General features: G+C 65.7%; 19 protein-coding genes and 1 pseudogene. 11 read left to right on the top strand and 9 right to left on the bottom strand.

Translation table 11 applies throughout. The annotated features are described in order from the left end of the window. Positions 1–52: 52 nt before the first annotated feature. Positions 53–1879: a glycoside hydrolase family 15 protein gene (locus tag EYS21_RS21120; RefSeq protein ID WP_278184760.1), complete on the bottom strand. Its 1827-nt coding sequence runs from the start codon at positions 1877–1879 to the stop codon at positions 53–55. A 130-nt stretch (positions 1880–2009) separates the two neighbouring features. Between EYS21_RS21120 and EYS21_RS21115 the strand changes: the two genes are divergently transcribed. Genes EYS21_RS21115 through EYS21_RS21105 form a run of 3 tightly spaced genes read left to right on the top strand, consistent with a single transcriptional unit; the run spans position 2010 to position 4578 of the window. Beyond that, positions 2010–2741, top strand: coding sequence for a GAF and ANTAR domain-containing protein (locus tag EYS21_RS21115; protein ID WP_131135207.1), 732 nt, complete (start codon positions 2010–2012; stop codon positions 2739–2741). A gap of 1 nt (position 2742) precedes the next feature. Then, the gene (locus EYS21_RS21110; RefSeq protein ID WP_131135206.1) at positions 2743–3474 is read left to right on the top strand and encodes a DUF72 domain-containing protein; all 732 of its coding nucleotides are present in this window, start codon (positions 2743–2745) and stop codon (positions 3472–3474) included. Positions 3475–3519: 45 nt separating this feature from the next. Beyond that, positions 3520–4578 carry a phosphatase domain-containing protein gene (locus EYS21_RS21105; protein WP_131135205.1) on the top strand — a complete coding sequence of 353 codons (1059 nt, stop codon included), beginning with the start codon at positions 3520–3522 and terminating at the stop codon, positions 4576–4578. Between the two features lie 41 nt (positions 4579–4619). On the opposite strand, the gene EYS21_RS21100 is transcribed toward EYS21_RS21105, so the two are convergent. Next, entirely contained in the window at positions 4620–6164 is a 1545-nt protein-coding gene (locus EYS21_RS21100; RefSeq protein ID WP_131135204.1) for a family 1 glycosylhydrolase, read from the bottom strand. A 107-nt stretch (positions 6165–6271) separates the two neighbouring features. Here EYS21_RS21100 and EYS21_RS21095 point away from each other — a divergent pair, with 107 nt between their 5' ends. After that, the gene (locus EYS21_RS21095; RefSeq protein WP_131135203.1) at positions 6272–7753 is read left to right on the top strand and encodes an ATP-binding protein; all 1482 of its coding nucleotides are present in this window, start codon (positions 6272–6274) and stop codon (positions 7751–7753) included. On the opposite strand, the gene EYS21_RS21090 is transcribed toward EYS21_RS21095, so the two are convergent. The 4 genes and pseudogenes from EYS21_RS21090 to EYS21_RS21080 form a co-directional block, all read right to left on the bottom strand. Further along, on the bottom strand, positions 7745–8122 hold the full coding sequence (locus EYS21_RS21090; RefSeq protein WP_131135202.1) for a hypothetical protein: 378 nt from the start codon (positions 8120–8122) through the stop codon (positions 7745–7747). The two genes, EYS21_RS21095 and EYS21_RS21090, sit on opposite strands and share 9 nt — an antisense overlap. A gap of 30 nt (positions 8123–8152) precedes the next feature. Then, positions 8153–8359 carry a hypothetical protein gene (locus EYS21_RS23845; protein WP_242633547.1) on the bottom strand — a complete coding sequence of 69 codons (207 nt, stop codon included), beginning with the start codon at positions 8357–8359 and terminating at the stop codon, positions 8153–8155. A gap of 129 nt (positions 8360–8488) precedes the next feature. Next, positions 8489–8592, bottom strand: a pseudogene (locus EYS21_RS23840) (hypothetical protein); the annotation flags it as partial. Positions 8593–8718: 126 nt separating this feature from the next. Next, complete coding sequence (locus tag EYS21_RS21080) at positions 8719–9141, bottom strand: Hsp20 family protein (protein WP_131135232.1); 423 nt, start codon at positions 9139–9141, stop codon at positions 8719–8721. Between the two features lie 153 nt (positions 9142–9294). Between EYS21_RS21080 and EYS21_RS21075 the strand changes: the two genes are divergently transcribed. After that, positions 9295–9615: a MerR family transcriptional regulator gene (locus tag EYS21_RS21075; protein WP_131135201.1), complete on the top strand. Its 321-nt coding sequence runs from the start codon at positions 9295–9297 to the stop codon at positions 9613–9615. 37 nt (positions 9616–9652) lie between these two features. On the opposite strand, the gene EYS21_RS21070 is transcribed toward EYS21_RS21075, so the two are convergent. Together EYS21_RS21070 and EYS21_RS21065 are read right to left on the bottom strand one after the other, a co-directional pair. Next, complete coding sequence (locus EYS21_RS21070) at positions 9653–9961, bottom strand: MmcQ/YjbR family DNA-binding protein (protein ID WP_131135200.1); 309 nt, start codon at positions 9959–9961, stop codon at positions 9653–9655. Between the two features lie 2 nt (positions 9962–9963). Then, positions 9964–10761: a phosphatase PAP2 family protein gene (locus EYS21_RS21065; RefSeq protein WP_242633546.1), complete on the bottom strand. Its 798-nt coding sequence runs from the start codon at positions 10759–10761 to the stop codon at positions 9964–9966. Positions 10762–10900: 139 nt separating this feature from the next. On the opposite strand from EYS21_RS21065, the gene EYS21_RS21060 reads away from it, so the two are divergent. The 6 genes from EYS21_RS21060 to EYS21_RS21035 all read left to right on the top strand — a co-directional run bounded on the left by EYS21_RS21060 (position 10901) and on the right by EYS21_RS21035 (position 16771). Next, a complete protein-coding gene (locus tag EYS21_RS21060; protein WP_131135199.1) occupies positions 10901–12025 on the top strand; it encodes a DNA alkylation repair protein in 1125 nt (374 codons plus the stop codon). Between the two features lie 206 nt (positions 12026–12231). After that, complete coding sequence (gene chvE, locus EYS21_RS21055; RefSeq protein WP_207307844.1) at positions 12232–13356, top strand: multiple monosaccharide ABC transporter substrate-binding protein; 1125 nt, start codon at positions 12232–12234, stop codon at positions 13354–13356. A gap of 111 nt (positions 13357–13467) precedes the next feature. Further along, a complete protein-coding gene (gene mmsA, locus EYS21_RS21050; RefSeq protein WP_131135197.1) occupies positions 13468–14997 on the top strand; it encodes a multiple monosaccharide ABC transporter ATP-binding protein in 1530 nt (509 codons plus the stop codon). 4 nt (positions 14998–15001) lie between these two features. Further along, positions 15002–16312, top strand: coding sequence for a multiple monosaccharide ABC transporter permease (gene mmsB / locus EYS21_RS21045; protein ID WP_131135196.1), 1311 nt, complete (start codon positions 15002–15004; stop codon positions 16310–16312). A gap of 37 nt (positions 16313–16349) precedes the next feature. Then, positions 16350–16559 carry a hypothetical protein gene (locus tag EYS21_RS21040; RefSeq protein ID WP_131135195.1) on the top strand — a complete coding sequence of 70 codons (210 nt, stop codon included), beginning with the start codon at positions 16350–16352 and terminating at the stop codon, positions 16557–16559. Positions 16560–16573: 14 nt separating this feature from the next. Further along, complete coding sequence (locus EYS21_RS21035) at positions 16574–16771, top strand: hypothetical protein (protein ID WP_131135194.1); 198 nt, start codon at positions 16574–16576, stop codon at positions 16769–16771. Between the two features lie 94 nt (positions 16772–16865). Here EYS21_RS21035 and EYS21_RS21030 read toward each other — a convergent pair whose 3' ends face one another. Continuing rightward, positions 16866–18674 (bottom strand): S8 family serine peptidase, encoded by a 1809-nt coding sequence (locus EYS21_RS21030; RefSeq protein WP_131135193.1) that lies wholly within the window; start codon positions 18672–18674, stop codon positions 16866–16868. Positions 18675–18799 lie beyond the last annotated feature (125 nt).

Raw genomic sequence — 18799 nt, 5'->3', positions numbered from 1 at the left:
TACTTACTGGTTCTGTTGGGGAAAAGTGCTGCAATCCCCCAATTGCAAGCAGTCACGACACATTCTCCGTCTCGGACGGAATGGGCGCATCACTCCGGCGAACCGTATCCTGATGCAGCTCCAATGCGCTAGTCACAAGCCCGAAGTGGCTGAATGCCTGGGGTGTATTGCCCAGCTGGCGCCCCGCCCTGACGGCCCATTCCTCACTCAACAGGCCCACGTCGTTCCGCAGTTCCAGGAGCCGCTCGAACAGCTCGGTGGCTTCCCGACGGCGGCCCGCACCCAGGAGCGCCTCCACCATCCAGAACGAACACGCCAGGAACACCCCCTCATCCCCGGGAAGTCCGTCGTCGCTTTCGGCCGGGCGGTACCGGAGCACAAACCCGTCGTCGGTCAGTTCGTCCAGGATCGCGTCGATGGTCCCCACCACCCGCGGATCGTCGGGTGGCAGGAACCCCACACGCGGGATGAGCAGGAGGCTGGCATCGAGTTCGGGCCGGCCGTAGGACTGCACAAACGTGTTGCGCTCCGGGTCGAAGCCGTTGGCCATCACGTCCTGGTGGATGGTGTCCCGGAGCGCCTCCCAGCGCTCCGCCGGACCAGGCAGGCCGGACTCACGGACGCCTTTCACCATCCGGTCAGCGGCCACCCAGGCCATGACTTTCGAATGCGTGAAGTGGCGCCGCGGTCCGCGCATCTCCCAAAGCCCGTTGTCCGGCTGATCCCAGATGGTTTCGAGGTGCTGCATGAGGGCAATCTGGACATCCCAGGCCTCGTCGGTGTGTTTGAGCAGGGAATTCCGGGTCAGGGACAGGCAGTCCAGCACCTCGCCCCACACGTCCAGCTGGAACTGCTCCGCCGCGCCGTTGCCGATCCGCACCGGGCTGGAGCCTTCATAGCCGGAGAGCCAGGGCAGTTCCATTTCCGGAAGCCTGCGCTCGCCGTGGATTCCGTACATGATCTGCAGGTCCGCGGGGTCGCCGGCAACAGCCCGTAGCAGCCAGTCCCGCCAGGCTGCGGCCTCCGCTGTGTAGCCTGCGGCCAACAGTGCCTGCAGCGTCATGGTGGCGTCCCGCAGCCAGCAGTAGCGGTAGTCCCAGTTGCGGGGGCCGCCAAGCTGTTCCGGCAGCGAGGTGGTGACCGCGGCGACGATGCCTCCGGTGGGCGCGTAGGTCAGGGCTTTGAGGGTCACCAGCGAGCGCACCACAGCGTCCCGGTACTTCCCGGTCACCGTGCACTGGGAAGTCCAGCCCCGCCAGAAGGCCGCCGTGGTACCCAGCACTTCCTCGGCGTCGACCGTGGTGGGCCGCCGCACGTGGCTCGGGGCCCACGTCAGCACAAACGGGATCCGCTCGCCTGCGCTGACCGTGAAGTCGCTGACGGTGTGCAGGTTTTGGCCGTGCAGCGGCGCCCCGGTCACGAAATAGACGGCGTCCGGACCCGCAATCGCATGGATGCCGTGCTTGTCCTTCCGGACCCAGGGGACAATATGGCCGTAATCGAAGCGCAGCGCCAGCTCGCCGTGCATCCTGACGCTTCCACTGACGCCCTCCACGATGCGCACGATGTCTGCCACCTCGTCGCGCGGCGGCATGAAGTCAATGACGCGCACCGTCCCGTCCGGCGTTTCCCACTCCGTCTCCAGGATGAGGGTCCCGTCGCGGTAGCTGCGCCGGGTGCAGGTCCCGCCGGCCTCAGGAGCCAACAGCCACCTGCCCGCATCCGGAGTGTCCAGCAGTGCGTTGAAGCAGGCCGGCGAGTCAAACCGCGGCAGGCACAGCCAGTCGATGGATCCGGCCGTACTCACCAGGGCCCCGGTGTGGAGGTCGCCGACTACCGCATAATCCTCAATTCGCGCCATTTCCCTACCCTGCCACACGCGTGCCCGGCCGGCCGGAGGATCACGGGGTGTAGCCTGAAATCAGGGTAATGCAGCTGCCTGTGGCCATCGGTGGTGGCCGCCAGCAGGCCAGATTCCCCGGTTCCGGCCCGCAGCACCGGAGGCACCCTTGGAACAGCCATCTACCAGCCTGGTCATCGAGAAGATACAGGACCTCCTCCTGGACACCCAGGATGTTGAGGACTTCCTCAACGAACTCGCAACGTATTCGGCCGAGAACCTCTCCGGTCCACGGGGCGAAGTCCTGTGCGGGATCACCTTGCTCCGCCACCGGACCGCAGCCACGGTGGCCAGCAGCGGAGACCGGGCCCTCCTGCTCGATGAGCTCCAGTACGAGTACGGCGACGGCCCGTGCCTCCAATGCGCCAGGGAAGGCGTCCTCGTTCACATCCGGGACTTCAAGACAGAAACCCTGTGGCCGGAATATGCTGCCAAGGTGCTGAACCACGGCATCCGGTCGGTCCTGGCCGTACCCTTCGAGCTTTCCGGGGACGACGCCAAGGCGGGGATCAACCTCTACTCGGACCGTCCTGGCGCTTTCGACGCCAACGCCGTGGAGCATGCCCTCAGCTATGTGTCCCAGGCTTCGAAGGGAATGCGCCTTGCGGTGCGGCTGGCCCAGCATTCGGACACCGCGGCCAACCTGAAGGCGGCCCTCGATTCCCGCACCGTGATCGATACGGCCGTGGGAATCATCATCGGGCAGAACAGGTGCACCCAGGACGAGGCCATGAACCTGATCAAATCCGCTTCCAGCACGCGGAACGTGAAACTCCGGGACGTTGCTCTCGCAATTGTGGAATCCGCCGGCGGCGGCACGCTGACGACACACTTCAGCTGACATGGCCATCCACATTGGAACGTCAGGCTGGAGCTATGACCATTGGGATAACGTACTGTACCCGCCGGGGCTGCCCGTTCGGGACAGGCTTCAGCAGTATGTCTCCCGGTTCGGCACGGTGGAACTCAACGCGAGTTTCTACCGCTGGCCCAGGGACACCTCCTTCGCCAGCTGGCGGCGGCGGCTTCCCGACGGCTTCGCCATGTCGGTCAAGGCCCCGCGCGGGCTGACGCACGGCAAAAAACTGTATGCGCCGGAGGTCTGGCTGGAACGGATCTCCCGGTGCTGGCATGAACTCGGCGATAAACGGGCGGTGCTGCTGGTCCAGCTCCCGCCGCAGCAGGCCAGGGATGACGCCCGGCTGGAATACTTCCTCGCCAAAGTACCGCGCTGGATCCGCGTGGCCGTGGAGGTCCGGCACCCCAGCTGGGACCACCCGGACGTATACGGGCTTCTGGAGCGGCACGGGGCCGCGTACTGCATCATGAGCGGCGCCAACCTGCCGTGCATCCTCCGCGCCACGGCGCCCTTTGTGTACGTCAGGCTGCACGGCCCGGACCACCAGCACCTCTACGGCGGCTCCTATTCCGACGCGGACCTGGGCTGGTGGGCTGACCGCATCCGGGAATGGGCGGCCGGCGGGCGGGACGTGTTTGTATACTTCAATAACGACGGCGGCGGGAATGCCGTGCGGAATGCCGACACGCTGCGCTGGATCCTGGGCGCCGGCTGAAGTCACGCTGGGCGTTCGCCGCAGCGCCTGTGGCAGAGTGGAGGCATGGACAGGGCCCCGCAGAAAACTTCATTGGCCGGCAACCGCGCATTCCGGCTGGCTCACCGGCTCTCCGACGGCGTTAACGGTGTCCGCCTGCAGCTGGCAAAACGCTGGAACTTCGTGCCGAAAACCATCGCGTACCAGGGTTACGGATCCACTGAGTGGGTGCGGGTTCTGGGCCGCGTGCTGCTTGCCAAGGAGCCGGCACCCGGCAGCCGTGCCGAACATGCTGCCCGCAACGGTACGCAGAACGTCCGCGGCTGGCGGGCTTTTACCAGCGTCCCCGTGCAGTTCACCAACGTGGAAGTCACCATCGGAGACGTCGTGACCACGGTGAAGGCAGACCGCGGCGGCCTGATCGACACCGTGGTGGACATCCGGCTGTCCCCCGGCTGGCACACTGCCGTCCTGCGCGCCGAAGGGACAGAGCCGGTGGAGGCGCTGATCCAGGTGATCGCACCGGACACCACCTTCGGCATCGTGTCCGATATTGACGACACCGTGATGGTCACGGCCCTGCCCCGCCCGTTCCTCGCGTTGTGGAACACGTTTGTCCTCAGCGAGAGGGCCCGGATGGCCACACCCGGGATGGCGGTCCTGATGGACAGGCTCACCGTCGAGCATCCGGAAGCACCCGTGATCTATCTGTCCACCGGGCCGTGGAATGCAGCACCCACGCTGGCGCGTTTCCTGGGCCGCAACATGTACCCCGCCGGCGCCCTGCTGCTCACCGACTGGGGACTGACCCAGGACAGGTGGTTCCGCAGCGGGCAGGAGCATAAGCACCGCAACCTCGAACGCCTCGCTAAGGAGTTCCCGGACATGCGCTGGCTCCTGATCGGCGACAACGGCCAGCACGACGAACAGATCTACTCAGGCTTCGCCCAGGAGCACGCGGATAAGGTTGCCGCCATTGCCATCCGGCAGCTTTCCGTCAGCGAGGCCGTGTTTGCGGGCGGGCACTCCGAAGACGGGGATCACAGCGCGTCGGCAGTCCCGTGGATCTACTCCACTGACGGCGCCGGGATGGCCAAGCAGCTCAAGTCCCTGGACCTCCTCTAGCCCACCGGACTCCAGCTCGCCGGACTCTGGTCCCGCCGTCCTTACGCGGTGGCACCCAGGGTGGACACGTCGTCGTTCTCCTCCGTCACGGCCGGTTCCGGTCCGGCAGCCTTCGCTACGACGGTCCCGGCCGCAGCCACCAGGTTCCGTTCCTCGAGGAGTTCCTGGAACCAGAAGTAGGACGCCTTGGGCGTGCGTTCAAGGGTCTCGAAGTCCACGTGGAGCAGGCCGAACGGCTGGTTGTAGCCTGCGGACCACTCGAAGTTGTCCATCAGCGACCAGACGTAGTAGCCGCGCAGGTCCACTGATTCGGCCTCCCCGCCCGGGGCTGTGGCTTTGAGCGCCGCCTCCAGGTGGTCCGAGAGGTATTTCAGGCGACGTTCGTCCGGGATGAACGTCGTGTTGGTGGACTTGTCGCGGACGATGATGTCTTCGAAGCTCGCCCCGCCCTCGGTGATGATCACGGGCGGCAGGTTCGGGTAGCGCTCCGCCATTTCCTTCAGCGCGACACCCATGTATTCGGACTTGACGGGCCAGCCGTAGGCGGTGACGTCCGCTTCGGGCCAGGGCTCGACGTGGAAGGGGGTGCCGCCGTTGCCCATCGCGCTGAGGTCGCTGCCCATGGCCTCCGCCATGCTCTCCGGAACCGCACCCTTCCCCGGACCGACGGCCACCTTGGTGGGCATGTAGTAATTCAGCCCGTAGTAATCCAGCGGCTGGGAAATGATCTCCATGTCCTCTTCCGGGTGGTCGAAGGAGCTGAAGATCTTCGCGGCGCGGATGAGGTCCGGGTACTTGCCCAGCAGGACCGGGTCCGCGTACAGCCGGTTCTGGGCAAGGTCCATCAGGCCGGCGCTGATCTTGTCCAGCGGGTTGATGGAGTTGGGGACCATCGGTGAGTAGACGTTGGTCATGCCGATCTCGCCGGGAACGCCGGCGGCCCGCAAAGCCTGCACAGCGAGGCCGTGGCCCAGCAGCTGGTGGTGCACGGTGGGGAAAGCACCGAGCATGAGGGACTCACCGGGCGAATGCAGCCCCAGGGTGTAGCCATTGGTGGTGACCGTGGCAGGCTCGTTGATGGTGGCCCAGCGCGCCACCCTGTCGCCGAAGGCTTCCGCGGCGATCGCGGCGAACTCCCCGAGCCGGTACGCGGTGTCGCGGTTCATCCAGCCGCCGGCGTCGTCCAGCGCTTTCGGGGTATCCCAGTGGTAGAGGGTGGCCATGGGCGAAATCCCGTTGGCCAGCAATTCATCGATGAGACGGTCGTAGAAATCCAGTCCCGCACGGTTCACGGTTCCGCTGCCGGTGGGCTGGATCCGCGGCCAGGCGAGGGAGAAGCGGTAGGAGTCCACGCCCAATTGCTTCATCAGGGCGACGTCGTCGGGCATCCGGTGGTAGTGGTCGCAGGCGATGGCCGGGCTGTGGTCCTCAACAATGGCTCCCGGTTTGGACGCGAAAACATCCCATCCTGCCGGGCCGCGGCCATCTTCCTCCAACGCACCCTCGATCTGGAAGGCCGCGGTGGCCACGCCCAGGGTGAATCCGGACGGGATGAGCGCTGCCAAGTCCTTGGCGGTGATATGCACGGTAGTGCCAACTTCCTTAGCTGGGATCGGAAACTGTACCCCTCAGAATGGCACACGGCCGGGCGGCTGACGAGTAGCAATCCGGGGCCTCCTGCTAGGGTCTGGGGATGGATGAAAAACTGGGGAAGTTCATCGATGATTTTGCTGCGCTGGTCCAGCTTGCGCAGTCCGGAAACCACCGGCAGCAGGCCGGTCAACAACTGCTTCAAGCACTGACTGAGCATCTTGGCGTGCCGGCCGCGGAACTTTCCGTTGTGGTGGAGAACATCCCGCCGCACCGTTTTGTCGACGCCGACATTGTGATGGCGGAGCTCGTTGGGCAGGACCCTGCCGGCCGGCTGGTGGGCATCGGCGGCGGCGGCCAGCGGCACCACCAGTCGCTGAGCGACATGGTCCAGCAGTCTCAGCTCTTTCCGCAGTTTCCGCTCGCCCAGCCCGACTATGCCAACCTGGCGGTGGGACCGGACACCCACCGCCAGGCTGTGGCGCTGGGCCTCTGGCTTTTCAGCTTCGCCGGCAACCCGCTTGCGGTATTGCAGCGTGATGCTGATCCGAGGTCCGGGCGCCAGGCCGCTTCCCTGGAAGTCCTCGCCGCCGGACGGGATACCGCAACCGGGTTCCTGGCGGAGTTCCGGCACCGGATGGACAGTAACAGCGTCCTCAAGGGCCAGGTCATCTCCCTCGTGATGTCCGAATACGGACCCAGCACCGCAGGGGTGACCTTCCACCACCGGCCCAGCCTGCCGGCGTCGGACGTCATCCTGCCAGCCGGACTGCTGCAGAAGGTGGCCGACCACACCGTGGGGATCGCCACCCACCGCACCTCGCTCAAGGACCACGGACAGCACCTCAAGCGCGGCATCCTGCTCTACGGCCGGCCCGGAACGGGCAAGACACACACCGTGCGTCACCTGCTGAGCAAGAGTGAAGGTTCGACGGCGATCCTCCTCTCGGGCGGTTCGCTCGCGAGAATCTCTGACGCGGCACGCATGGCCCGGGCGCTGCAGCCGTCCATTGTGGTGCTGGAGGACTGCGACCTGATCGCCGAGGACCGGAGCTTCGGGCATGGTCCGCAGCCGCTGCTGTTTGAGGTGCTGGACGCCATGGACGGCCTCGACAACGACGCCGACGTAGCGTTTGTCCTGACCACCAACCGGCCGGACATGCTGGAGCGGGCCCTGGCCCAGCGCCCTGGCCGTGTGGACCTGGCCGTCGAGATCCCGCTCCCCGCACACGATGAACGGATCCGGTTGCTCGAGCTGTACGGCCGACTCGTGAATTTTTCACCCGAGGCGCTGCGTGCCGCCGCGGAACGGACCGAAGGCACCACTGCTTCCTTCGCCCGTGAACTGGTCCGCCGGGCTGTGGTCGCCGCTGCGCTGGAAGATGCACCGGTGTCCGACGCGCACCTCGATGCCGCGGTGGAGGACCTGATGGCCGACGCCGAAGCCCTCACCCGGAGCCTGCTGGGCAGCGGCCCGGACGCGGCGGGAGCACCGCCTGACGGGAGGCCGGGATTTCCCGGGGCGGGCGTCGTCGGGCGGAGCTACACAGGTCCCGGTTTCACGCAGGCCACCGGCTCACTGTGAGCCGAAGAGGAACTCCTTGGCATGGGCTACTGCCTTGCGGTAGGCGTCGTTCCGGAGCGTGACCAGGTGCTCGGTGTCGCCGTCGGCAGGCTCGAGGTACCCCGTGTATCCGGGACGGAGCACCCAGATGTCGCCGCCGGGCGGCAGGTAGAACACCCCAAAGGACCGCTGCTGGCCGTCGTCCGCCGCCCACACCGGCACTACCGCAAGCGCCGCACCGGTGGACGGGTTGATCCACTGGGCCCGGGGTACAGGTTCCTCATGCGCCTCCGGATCGAGGAACGGTGCAGTGCCCTGGCCCCAGCGCTGTTCGAAGCGCTCGTGGAAGGCGGGGATCAGATGTGAATCGTAGCGGCGCCACTCGCTCATAGTGGTGCTCCTCCTTGGGATTGGGCGGGGTCATGCCCACGGTCCGCTTTCCCAGCGCACCGGGGTGATCCTGATCGTGCGGCTCGTGCGGCTCGTGCGGCTGGGGACGTGCCGGACGGGGATGCTTTGCGGTTCCGCCTCCGGACGGGCACTGGCCTGCAGGTGGGCAACGGCTTGGTCGTAGGCCTCCCGCCGGACGGGGTCCCGGAGGACGGCGAACGCCTGCATGATGCCCAACAGCTCATCCTGCTGTGCAGCGGCTTTCCCTCGGTCCGGCCCGGTTCAGCCGGGCTGTCCTTTGCCGGGCTCCCGGCGGGACTGCCGCCGTCGACGTCGGGATGGAGCTTGCGCATCAAAGCACGGTAGGCGCGGGCGATCTCCTGCTGGCTGGCCGAGGACTCCACCCGCAAGGCTGCATAGTGGTCCTGCAGGTCAGCCCTGACCACGGTTCTTGTGTCCGGTTTGTCCATATCCGGCCAGCCCCTGCTTTGAGAATCCATGCCTGCCGCCCGTTCGAACGGCGGGTTCGAAGTGGCGGGCGCAGGCAGTGCGTTCCCTGCCCGCGCCCGGCCCATGTGGCGGAGGTCCTGCGACGGTTAGCTTCCGATCTCGTGCAACTGCCCCTTGGTTTCGATCTCGATCCTGCGCGGCTTGGCCTGCTCGGCAACGGGGATCCTCAAGGTCAGGACGCCTTGGTCGTAACTGGCCTTGATACTGTCAGCATCCAGGGTGTCGCCCAGGATCAGCTGGCGGCTGAACACGCCGCGGGGCCGTTCTGAGGCCACGAGTTCAACGTTGGGCTGCGTCGGGTCAAGCCGCTCAGCCCGGACCGTCAGGACGTTTCGCTCAACGTTCAGGTCCACGGAGTCCACGCTAACGCCCGGGAGGTCGAACGCCACCACAAATTCGCCGTCTTCCTGCCAGGCATCCATCGGCATGGCCGCCGGCCGGGCTGCGGTTCCAAAGACCTGCTGGGTCAGCCGGTCCAGCTCACGGAACGGGTCCGTACGCATCAACATCATTTCCCACTCCTTCTGCACGCAGTTGTTGGTTATAGGTGCCTACCCACCGCCGTAATCTATGGTGGTGGATATAGATTTTTTATAGCACCCGTGGCAAACTGAGGCAAGGGACCAGTCCAGGATTTTTGGGCAATAATTTTTGGAGCAGACATGGCAGAGCCAGGACCCGGCCAAACCCCCCGCCAGGGGGCCGCGCAGGCGCTTTACGCCATCTCCGTGGCCGCCCGGTTGACGGGCACGGGCCAGCAGAACATCCGCCTGTACGAAACGCGGGGGCTGCTGACGCCGGTCCGGACAGCCGGCGGCACACGGCAGTACAGCGACGCTGACATTGCCGTCCTCCTGCACATCGGGGAACTGCTTGAACAGGGGTTGAACCTGGCCGGTGTGGCAAAGGTTTTGGAACTGGAGGCAGCCAATGCCAGGCTGTACCGCGCCCTCCGGCGCGCCCGGTCGCACCCGGACGCATAGCCTGTCCCGCCCGGAAACGCTGCCGCAGCGGCGGCGGTCAGGCCCCGCGGCCGCCAGCCAGCCGGTACGACTCGTCCAGCAGTTCCCCGAGCTCGTCGGTTCCGATCCGGTCGAGGCGGACCAGCACCAGCTGCGGTGAGCGTTCGTGGTGCGGTGTCCAGAAGTACGTGTCGGGCTCTGTGCCGGCCAGCGCCTCCCGCTCGTCCGTCTTGACGGTGAGCACACCTTCTTCCCAGATGCGCGCCATCAGGGTCTTGGCGAACCACGCCGGCTGGCCCCAGCTGCTCCGCTCCGAAACGCCTGGCAGCGCCAGGCACATTCTCCGCACGTCCGCCTCGGATGCCACAGCTAGTCGCCCGGCGCGTCGGCTTTGGAGAGTTCGCCCGTGATCCGTTCGCCGGGAATCCGGGCGGTGCGCCACGTGTCGAGGGCGATGACCGCGCCGAGGATGACCAGCGAGAGGGAGAGGGATGCCAGGGCATCACTGAGCCAGTGGTATCCCAGGTACAGCCTGCTCAGTGCGGCCAGCACGATGCCGACGCCGGCGCCCACAAACCCGAGAACGGCAGAACGGGTATTCTCGCGCCGCGAGAAAATCAGGAATGTGCCCACCAGCAGGAAGTCACAGGCTCCGAGGACGTGCCCGGAGGGGAACGAAAATGTGTGGTCCGCGCCGAACAGCATCAGCTCCACAGGCGGGCGGGCCCTCTTGATGATCTGCAGGATGATCTGGGAGGCCACGACGCCGGTGATCATGGCACCCGCCAGGACAAGGGGGCGCCATGCATGCTTGGCCGCAAACCCCCAGACCACGGTCACCACAAGGACGATAATGGGCAGGGCGACAGGCCCGAACAGCACAGCCAGGAAGATCATCACGACAGTGAGCAACTCCGAACGGACCGACAGCAGCCAGTCCCGGATGGGCTCGTCGGGTCCCCACGGTGCGGTGTTGCTTTGCACAACGCCCACCAGGGTCGCGAGGAACAACACGGCACCGACTCCGATGAGGATCACCGCCCAGCGATAGAGTGCCTTGCGTGCCTCCGGTTCCATGAAACGTTCCTCCACAACGAACTTGTCATGGAACGTACTCCACCAGTTCGGCGTCTTGCCTGATGTTCCCTGTCCTGACTGCTGTCCCACGTGTATTCCGTCCCTGCGCCGTTGAACACTTTCCTAAGGTGAAGATTATCCCCGTTCTTCCACGATTGGTTGGCGGCCCCGCCTGCCAAACGTTCGCACCGGTTCCTCGCGAATCAGCGCCCCGCTGTAGCCTGACGGAATGGGTGCGATGAACGAGCTGATCAACAGGCACGCCGTAAAGGCGCTGGCTGACATTCTGACCGCAGCGGCACCGGGCGCCCAGTGGCCGGCCCTCGCTGTCGCCGGCACAACGCTGGACGGGCTCAGCCTGCGCGGACGCACCGACCACATCAGCGGAGCGCTGGTGGACGACCTGAAGCGACTGCCGCGTCCCGGATATGCGACGGCGGCCGGCATCTTCCGCCGCGCGCTGGACAACCCCGGCTTTACTGGCTGGGTCCTGTGGCCCGTATCCGAGGCAGCCGTCACCCTGGCTCTCGAATCGGGCACCGTTTCGGACTTCAAAGACTGCCTGGCCCTCCTGGCTGAACTGACTCCCCGGCTGACGGGCGAGTTTGCCATCCGGCGACTGCTCGCCCGTGATCCGGACGCGGCGCTGCAGGCCATCCTGGCGTGGACGGAACACCCCGATGAGCATGTCCGCCGCCTGGCAACCGAAGGGACCCGGGCCTATCTCCCCTGGGCTGTCCGGGTCCCGGCCCTGGTCCAGCGGCCATGGGCGACCCTCCCCATCCTCGATGCCCTGTACCGTGACCCCTCCGAATATGTCCGGCGGTCTGTGGCCAACCACCTCAACGACCTCGCCCGCCACGCGCCGGACGTTGTGGTGTCGACGGCGGCCGGCTGGCTGGGCGCGCCGGACGCCAACACTGCGTGGGTGGTCAGGCACGGCCTCCGGACCCTGGTCAAGAAGGCCCACCCCGGGGCGCTGGCGCTCCAGGGGTTCGTGCCGGCGTCGGTGGCAGTCACCGGACTCCGGCTGGACCGGGACGTGGTGGCCATGCCCCAAGACCTCGGCTTCGAATTCGAGATTTCCAACACCGGCACCGGCGATGCCCGGCTGGCGGTAGACTACGCGGTCCACTACCGCAAGGCCAACGGCAGCCAGTCCGTGAAGATTTTCAAGCTCACGGCCCTGACGCTTGGCGCGGGCGAGACCAGGCTGCTGGCCAAGCGCCACGCCTTCCGGCCGATGACCACCCGGGTCCACCACCCGGGAATGCACGCCCTCGAGCTCCAGATCAACGGCGTGCGCCACGGCCGTGCGGAGTTCCGGCTGGACACGGCGTCCACTCCTGACTAAAACGTGACTTGACTCACAGATTACCCTGCAGTAGCATTTTGTGTTAGCGCTAACAAAACATTGAACTCCGCGCCTGCCTGTTGGCAGCTCTTCAGATGTCCAGGGCTCGGGCCCTGCACATCTAGGCAGTAAAGCTCTACCGGCAGGCGCAGACGCCTGCCGACCCAGCACCACTTCGCGGACAAGCTTCCGCGGGAGGAGAAATCGTGAGAATTAGGAAATTCCTGGGCGCCGTCGCCGTCGTCCTCGCAGTCACTGTGGGTGCCACAGGGTGCGGAAGCCGGGGCGGAACAGCCACCCCGGACGCCACTGCGAATCCCAGTGAATCCCTCGTGGGTATTTCGATGCCCACCCAGACGTCCGAGCGTTGGATCGCCGATGGCGGAAACGTGGAAAAGTCCCTGAAGGGACTTGGTTACAAGACTGACCTGCAGTTCGCCAACGACGACATCCCGACGCAGGTATCGCAGATCGAGAACATGCTGACCAAGGGCGCCAAGGCGCTCATTATCGCCGCCATCGACGGCACCACCCTGACCGATGTGCTGGCCAAGGCGAAGGAACAGAACGTCAAGGTCATCGCCTACGACCGCCTGATCAACGGCACCCCGAACGTTGATTTCTACACCACGTTCGATAACTACACGGTGGGCGTGCAGCAGGCAACGTCCCTGCTGACAGGCCTGGGCCTGGTTGATGCCGCCGGCAAGAAGGTGGAGGGCAAGGGCCCGTTCAATGTTGAGCTTTTCGCCGGCAGCCCGGATGACAACAACGCCAACTTCTTCTGGACCGGCGCCATGGACACGCTCAAGCCGTACCTGGACGCCGGAACCCTCAAGGTCCCCAGTGGCCAGACCAAGTTCGAGCAGGCAGCCATCCTGCGCTGGCAGGCCCCTGTTGCCCAGAAGCGGATGGAGGACGTCCTCACCGCGGCCTACAGTTCCGGGACCAAGCTTGACGGTGTGCTCTCCCCCTATGACGGCCTCTCCATCGGCATCATCTCCGCACTGACCAGCACCGGCGGCTACGCCAAGGGCGACCTGCCGGTTGTCACGGGCCAGGACGCTGAGAAGGGCTCGGTTAAGTCCATCATCGCCGGTGAGCAGTACTCCACCATCTTCAAGGACACCCGCCAGCTGGGTGCCCAGGCAGTGAAGATGGTCGACGCCCTGCTGAAGGGCCAGGAGCCGGAGGTCAACGACACCAAGACCTACAACAACAAGGTCAAGGTGGTTCCGGCCTACCTGCTCAAGTCCGTGATCATCACTGCGGAAAACTACAAGAAGGAACTCATCGACTCCGGTTACTACACCGACGCCGACGTCAAGTAACGCTTCTTGCGGGGTTGCGGCGAGGCCGCACGGCCTGGCCGCAACCCCTTCCCGTAGGCCCCTGCAGCCGCAGGCCGGTCCAGTTTTCCAACCAGTCAGTGGGAATTGACGATGAACACACCCATTCTTCAAATGCGAGGAATCACTAAAACCTTTCCGGGCGTGAAAGCCCTGCAGGATGTCACCCTGGACGTGAACCGTGGCGAGGTCCACGCCATTTGCGGCGAGAACGGGGCGGGCAAGTCCACCCTGATGAAAGTCCTGTCCGGGGTCTACCCGCACAACTCCTTCGACGGGGACATCCTCTTCGAAAACGAGCCCTGCAACTTCGCCAGCATCAACGACAGCGAGAAGCGCGGCATCGTCATCATCCATCAGGAGCTCGCCCTGAGCCCCTACCTCTCGATCGCCGAAAACATCTACCTTGGAAACGAGCAGGCCAAAAACGGCTGGGTGGACTGGCGGAAGACCAACCTGGAGGCCGCCAAACTGCTGGCCAGGGTGGGACTGAGCGAAAACCCCATCACACCGGTCCAGCACATCAGCGTGGGCAAGCAGCAGCTGGTGGAGATCGCCAAGGCGCTCTCGAAGGAGGTCAAGCTCCTCATCCTGGACGAGCCCACAGCGGCGCTCAACGACGAGGACTCCGGCCACCTCCTGGACCTGATCCTGCACCTGAAGGGCCAGGGCATCACCAGCATCATCATCAGCCACAAACTCAACGAAATCCGCAAGGTCGCGGACGCCGTCACCATCATCCGTGACGGCAAAACCATCGAGACGCTCCGGCTCGACGAAGGCCAGATCACCCAGGAACGGATCATCCGCGGCATGGTGGGCCGGGACCTGGAAAGCCTCTACCCGGACCGGGACCCGAAAATCGGGGAGGAAGTCCTGCGGATCGAGGACTGGTCGGTCAGGCATCCGCAGGACCACACACGCATGGTGGTGCACAACGCCAGCCTCAACGTACGCAAGGGCGAAGTGGTGGGCCTCGCCGGCCTGATGGGAGCGGGCCGGACCGAGCTGGCCATGAGCGTTTTTGGGCGCACGTACGGCACGGCGATGTCCGGGAAGGTGTACAAGTACGGCAAGGAAATCAACACCTCCACGGTGTCCCAGGCGATCGGGCACGGGATCGCCTACGCCACCGAAGACCGGAAGCACTACGGCCTGAACCTCATCGAGGATATCCAGCGGAACATCTCCATGGCCGCGCTCCGCAAGCTGGTCAAGGGCGGATGGGTGGACAAAAACCGCGAAACGGTGGTGGCCAACGGCTACCGCAAGAGCATGAACATCAAGGCACCCTCCGTAGCTGCCATCACCGGCAAACTCTCCGGCGGAAACCAGCAGAAAGTAGTGCTGAGCAAGTGGATGTTCTCGGACCCGGACGTGCTGATCCTCGATGAACCCACTCGCGGGATCGACGTCGGCGCCAAGTTCGAGATCTACACGATCATCGCCAAGCTCGCGGCGGAGGGAAAAGCTGTCATTGTCATCTCCTCGGAGCTGCCCGAACTCCTCGGTATCTGCGACAGGATCTATACCCTGTCCGCCGGCCATATCACCGGCGAGGTGCCCATCGCCGAAGCATCCCAGGAAACCCTCATGCACTACATGACCAAAGAGAAGGAATAGGACCATGTCCGCCCTACGAGAATCCCTCGGCTTCCTGACAAGCCGCCTCCGGCAGGTTGGCATCTTCGTTGCCCTGATCCTGATCGTCCTGCTGTTCCAGGTACTGACCAACGGCATCCTCCTGGAGCCGCAGAACGTCACCAACCTGGTGGTCCAGAACAGCTACATCCTCATCCTCGCCATCGGCATGGTGATGGTGATTATTGCCGGCCACATCGACCTCTCGGTGGGATCGATCGCCGGCTTCATCGGCGCCGTTGCCGGCGTCATGATGGTCCACTGGGGCTGGGCCTGGTGGCTTGCCATCCCGGCCTGCCTCCTGGTGGGAGCGCTCGTCGGGGCGTGGCAGGGATACTGGATCGCCTACGTCGGGATCCCCGCGTTCATCGTCACCCTGGCCGGCATGCTGATCTTCCGCGGCCTGACCCTGATCACCCTCAAGAACCAGCAGATCACCCCGTTCCCCGCCGAACTGCGCGCCCTGGGCGGCGGCTTCCTCCCGGACATCTCCGGGGGCACCTCGGTACTGGAATGGCTGACCGTCATCCTGGGCGTCGGCGCCACGGTTGCGCTGCTCATCCAGGCGCTCAAGGAACGCCGGATCCGCAAGAAGTTCGACCTCGAAAATGAACCCATGGCCTGGTTCGCGACCAAGACCACCTTCGTTGCCCTGCTCATGCTGATCATCACGTTCCTCCTCGCCAGCTACCGGGGCACACCGATCGTCCTGATCGTGCTGGCAGTCCTGGTGATCGTGTACACGGCGCTGATGAACAACAGCGTCTTTGGCCGCCACACCTACGCGATCGGCGGCAACCTGCACGCCGCGGAGCTGTCCGGCGTCAAAACCAAAGCCGTCACCTTCCGGCTCTTCGTCAACATGGGCGTCCTGGCGGCACTGGCAGGCCTGGTGTTCACCGCCAGGCTCAACTCGGCACAGCCCGCCGGCGGCACCGGCTTCGAGCTCGACTCCATCGCCGCGGCATTCATCGGCGGCGCCGCAGTCCAGGGCGGCATCGGCACCGTGGCCGGAGCCATGATCGGCGGCCTGATCATGGGTGTGCTGAACAACGGCATGTCCATCCTGGGCCTGGGCACCGACTACCAGCAGCTCATCAAGGGACTGGTCCTCCTGCTCGCCGTCGGCTTCGACATCTTCAACAAGAACCGCAGCGGCGGCGGAGGCAGCACCATCGGGAAGAGGTTCAAGCTCAGGACCACACCTCCCGCCACGACCGAGTCAAAGGCGCCCGCAGGGACGACGGACCAGGCCAAGGATCGCCCTGTCCCCGTTTCCGCAGCCAAGCCTGAGTAACCAAGAACCCTGCCCCAACTATTAACAAGGAACTGATATGTCTACCCCCATAGACCGCATTGATATAGATGTCGCAAGCCGGCACCTTCTGGACGAAGAGCTTGATGCTGCCGTCCGGCGCCTTCAGGAAGTAGCCCTCCTCACAGGCACGCACGGCATCCTGGTGACCCGTGTCGCCCCGGGGCGCTACACGGCAACACTGTCAGAGCAGGTTCCTTTCGGGATGACCCGCGAACTGGTTTCCTGAGGGCTGCCGGAACCGTGGACGAGGCAACCGAAGACTGGCATCAGCTGATTGGCAGCTGGGTGGAACTCCGCTCTGGGGGGAGCATAGTCCGCACCGGCGAAGTTGAGGCAGTTTTGGCGGACTCGTCTGTGATGTGGCTGAAGTTCAACGGAAACCATGGCCGGCAGATGGTGGCCAGGGCCGACGGTTATGAGGTTGTCCCGCTGGGCTGATTGGGCGTTGCCCACTGCGTCTGTAACGCAAAGGAGGCCGACGGCGGCGGGCAACTGCCGCCGTCGGCCTCCTTTTGCCGTGGCGGAGAAGGCGTCAGAACGAACCGGTGGTGAACTGCCAGGTTTTGGTGGCCAGCTGGTTGCCTGCGAGGTCCCGGATGGCTGCAGCGCCGCCGGTCACCGTCACCGTGTATTTGGTCTTGGCGGCCAGTGCCAGCTGCGGATCAAGGATCCACTGGTTGCTGGTGCCGTTCGGGACCACAGCGGCGGCAACAACCGCGCCGGTCGCAGCATTCTTCACCGTGAACGTGGAGGCTGTCACGCCCTGGACAGCTTCGCTGAACGTCACGGACACGTTGTTTGAGCGCCTGACCAGGAGGTCGTTGCTGCCGGGGACAAAGCCCGTGACTGTGGGCGCCGGACCGGTGACGAAGGTCCAGCTCGTGGTGGCCAGCGGGGTGCCGGCGGCGTCGCGGATGGCGGCGGCTCCGCCCACGAGGGTCGCCGTGAACTTTGAGTCCAGGGCCAGGTTCGACGCCGGGTCCAGGGTCGCGGTCTTCGTTGTGGCGTTGTAGGTGACTGCGGCCGGGACTGAGGCGCCGGCGGCATTCTTGAGGACGAACGTTCCGGCGCCCACGCCCTGGACGCCGGCGCTGAAGGTGGCCGAGATGTTGCTGCCCACGGGGACCGCCGTCGAATTCGCGCCGGGTGACTTGGCCGTAACCGTCGGGGCGGGGAGCACTGGGGCTGGTGCGGGCGGCGGGGTGGAAACGGGGGCCGCGCCGGCAGAGTACAGCAGGCGGTTCGGCGTGCCGGCTCCGGTGCCGCTGACGACGCCGGCAGTCGAGCTGGCTGCCAGCGCCGCCGCAACCTGCGCCGGAGTGAGCGCCGGATTCTGGGCGAGCAGGACTGCGCCCGCGCCGGCAGCGTGCGGCGTGGCCATGGACGTGCCGGACATGGAGGCGGTCGCCGTGGTGGAGGTGTAGGACGCGGACGTGATGCCCACACCCGGTGCGTAGAGGTCAACGCAGGAGCCGTAGTTGGAGAAGCTGGCCTGCCGGTCGGCGGAATCGCTGGCTGCCACGGTGACGGCGGACGGAACGCGGGCAGGTGAACTGCCGCAGGCGTCAACGGCGGAGTTGCCGGCGGCCACAAAGGCGGCCACGCCGTCGTTGATGACGCTTTGAAGTGCGGCGTCCACGGCTGCGCTGGCCGCCCCGCCCAGGCTCATGTTGACCACGGCCGGGGTGCCGGCGGCGTGGTTGGCTGCGATCCAGTCGAGGCCGGCGACGACGTCGGAGTTGTAGCCGGAGCCGTTGCAGTCCAGGACCCTGACGGGGACCACGGTCGCGGCCTTGGCCACCCCGTAGGTGCTCCCGGCCACCGTTCCGGCCACGTGGGTGCCGTGGCCGTTGCAGTCCCCGGAGCCGCGGCCGTCGGCCACCGCTGTCCAGCCTGTCGTGATGCGGCCGGTGAACTGGGTGTGGGTTGCGAGGACGCCGGTGTCCACCACGTAGGCGCTGACCCCTGCGCCGGCCGCGGTCCAGCTGTAGGAGCCGGAAAGGGGCAGGGCCCGCTGGTCCACCCGGTCCAGTCCCCAGGGCGCCTGCTGCTGCGTTTCGGAGATGGTGACCGGCGCGTCTGCCTCCACGGAGACCACCCGCCCTGAACGGGACAGCGCCTCGGCCTGCGCCGGCGTGGCGGTCACGACGGCGCCACGCACCGCGTGCGAAAACGTGCGGCCCACGCCAAGGCCGCGGGAGCGGATGGCTGCAGTTTCGGTGGCAACGTCGGCGTCGGCTGCGTAGCGGACGAGGTAGCGGACGCTGGCCTCGCTGGCGGCCGGTGCAACGGCGGCTGCCGGAAGTCCCGTGGCGGTCAGGGCGACGGCGGAAACAAGCATCGCGGCAGCGGCGGGCCGGAGCAGGCGTGAAGTAGGAATTTTAGGGTCCTTGCAGGGCGGCTGGGGCGGTTAGTGGCGGGCGGGGAAGCCCCGCCCATCACCAGAATAGGAGCCAGCTGCGTGCC

It is taken from the genome of Arthrobacter sp. S39, assembly GCF_004320525.1.
In the GTDB taxonomy this organism is placed as follows: domain Bacteria; phylum Actinomycetota; class Actinomycetes; order Actinomycetales; family Micrococcaceae; genus Arthrobacter.
The sequence above is the reverse complement of the archived record's forward strand: the minus strand, read 5'-3'. Positions and strand labels throughout refer to the sequence as shown.

Excerpts from the sequence above, each read along its gene's own strand:
- EYS21_RS21110 (WP_131135206.1), top strand. The coding sequence starts at position 2,743 with ATGGCCATCCACATTGGAACGTCAGGCTGGAGCTATGACCATTGGGAT.
- EYS21_RS21105 (WP_131135205.1), top strand. The coding sequence starts at position 3,520 with ATGGACAGGGCCCCGCAGAAAACTTCATTGGCCGGCAACCGCGCATTC.
- EYS21_RS21095 (WP_131135203.1), top strand. The coding sequence starts at position 6,272 with ATGGATGAAAAACTGGGGAAGTTCATCGATGATTTTGCTGCGCTGGTC.
- EYS21_RS21090 (WP_131135202.1), bottom strand. The coding sequence starts at position 8,122 with ATGAGCGAGTGGCGCCGCTACGATTCACATCTGATCCCCGCCTTCCAC.
- EYS21_RS21080 (WP_131135232.1), bottom strand. The coding sequence starts at position 9,141 with ATGTTGATGCGTACGGACCCGTTCCGTGAGCTGGACCGGCTGACCCAG.
- EYS21_RS21075 (WP_131135201.1), top strand. The coding sequence starts at position 9,295 with ATGGCAGAGCCAGGACCCGGCCAAACCCCCCGCCAGGGGGCCGCGCAG.
- EYS21_RS21060 (WP_131135199.1), top strand. The coding sequence starts at position 10,901 with ATGGGTGCGATGAACGAGCTGATCAACAGGCACGCCGTAAAGGCGCTG.
- mmsA (WP_131135197.1), top strand. The coding sequence starts at position 13,468 with ATGAACACACCCATTCTTCAAATGCGAGGAATCACTAAAACCTTTCCG.
- mmsB (WP_131135196.1), top strand. The coding sequence starts at position 15,002 with ATGTCCGCCCTACGAGAATCCCTCGGCTTCCTGACAAGCCGCCTCCGG.
- EYS21_RS21040 (WP_131135195.1), top strand. The coding sequence starts at position 16,350 with ATGTCTACCCCCATAGACCGCATTGATATAGATGTCGCAAGCCGGCAC.
- EYS21_RS21030 (WP_131135193.1), bottom strand. The coding sequence starts at position 18,674 with ATGCTTGTTTCCGCCGTCGCCCTGACCGCCACGGGACTTCCGGCAGCC.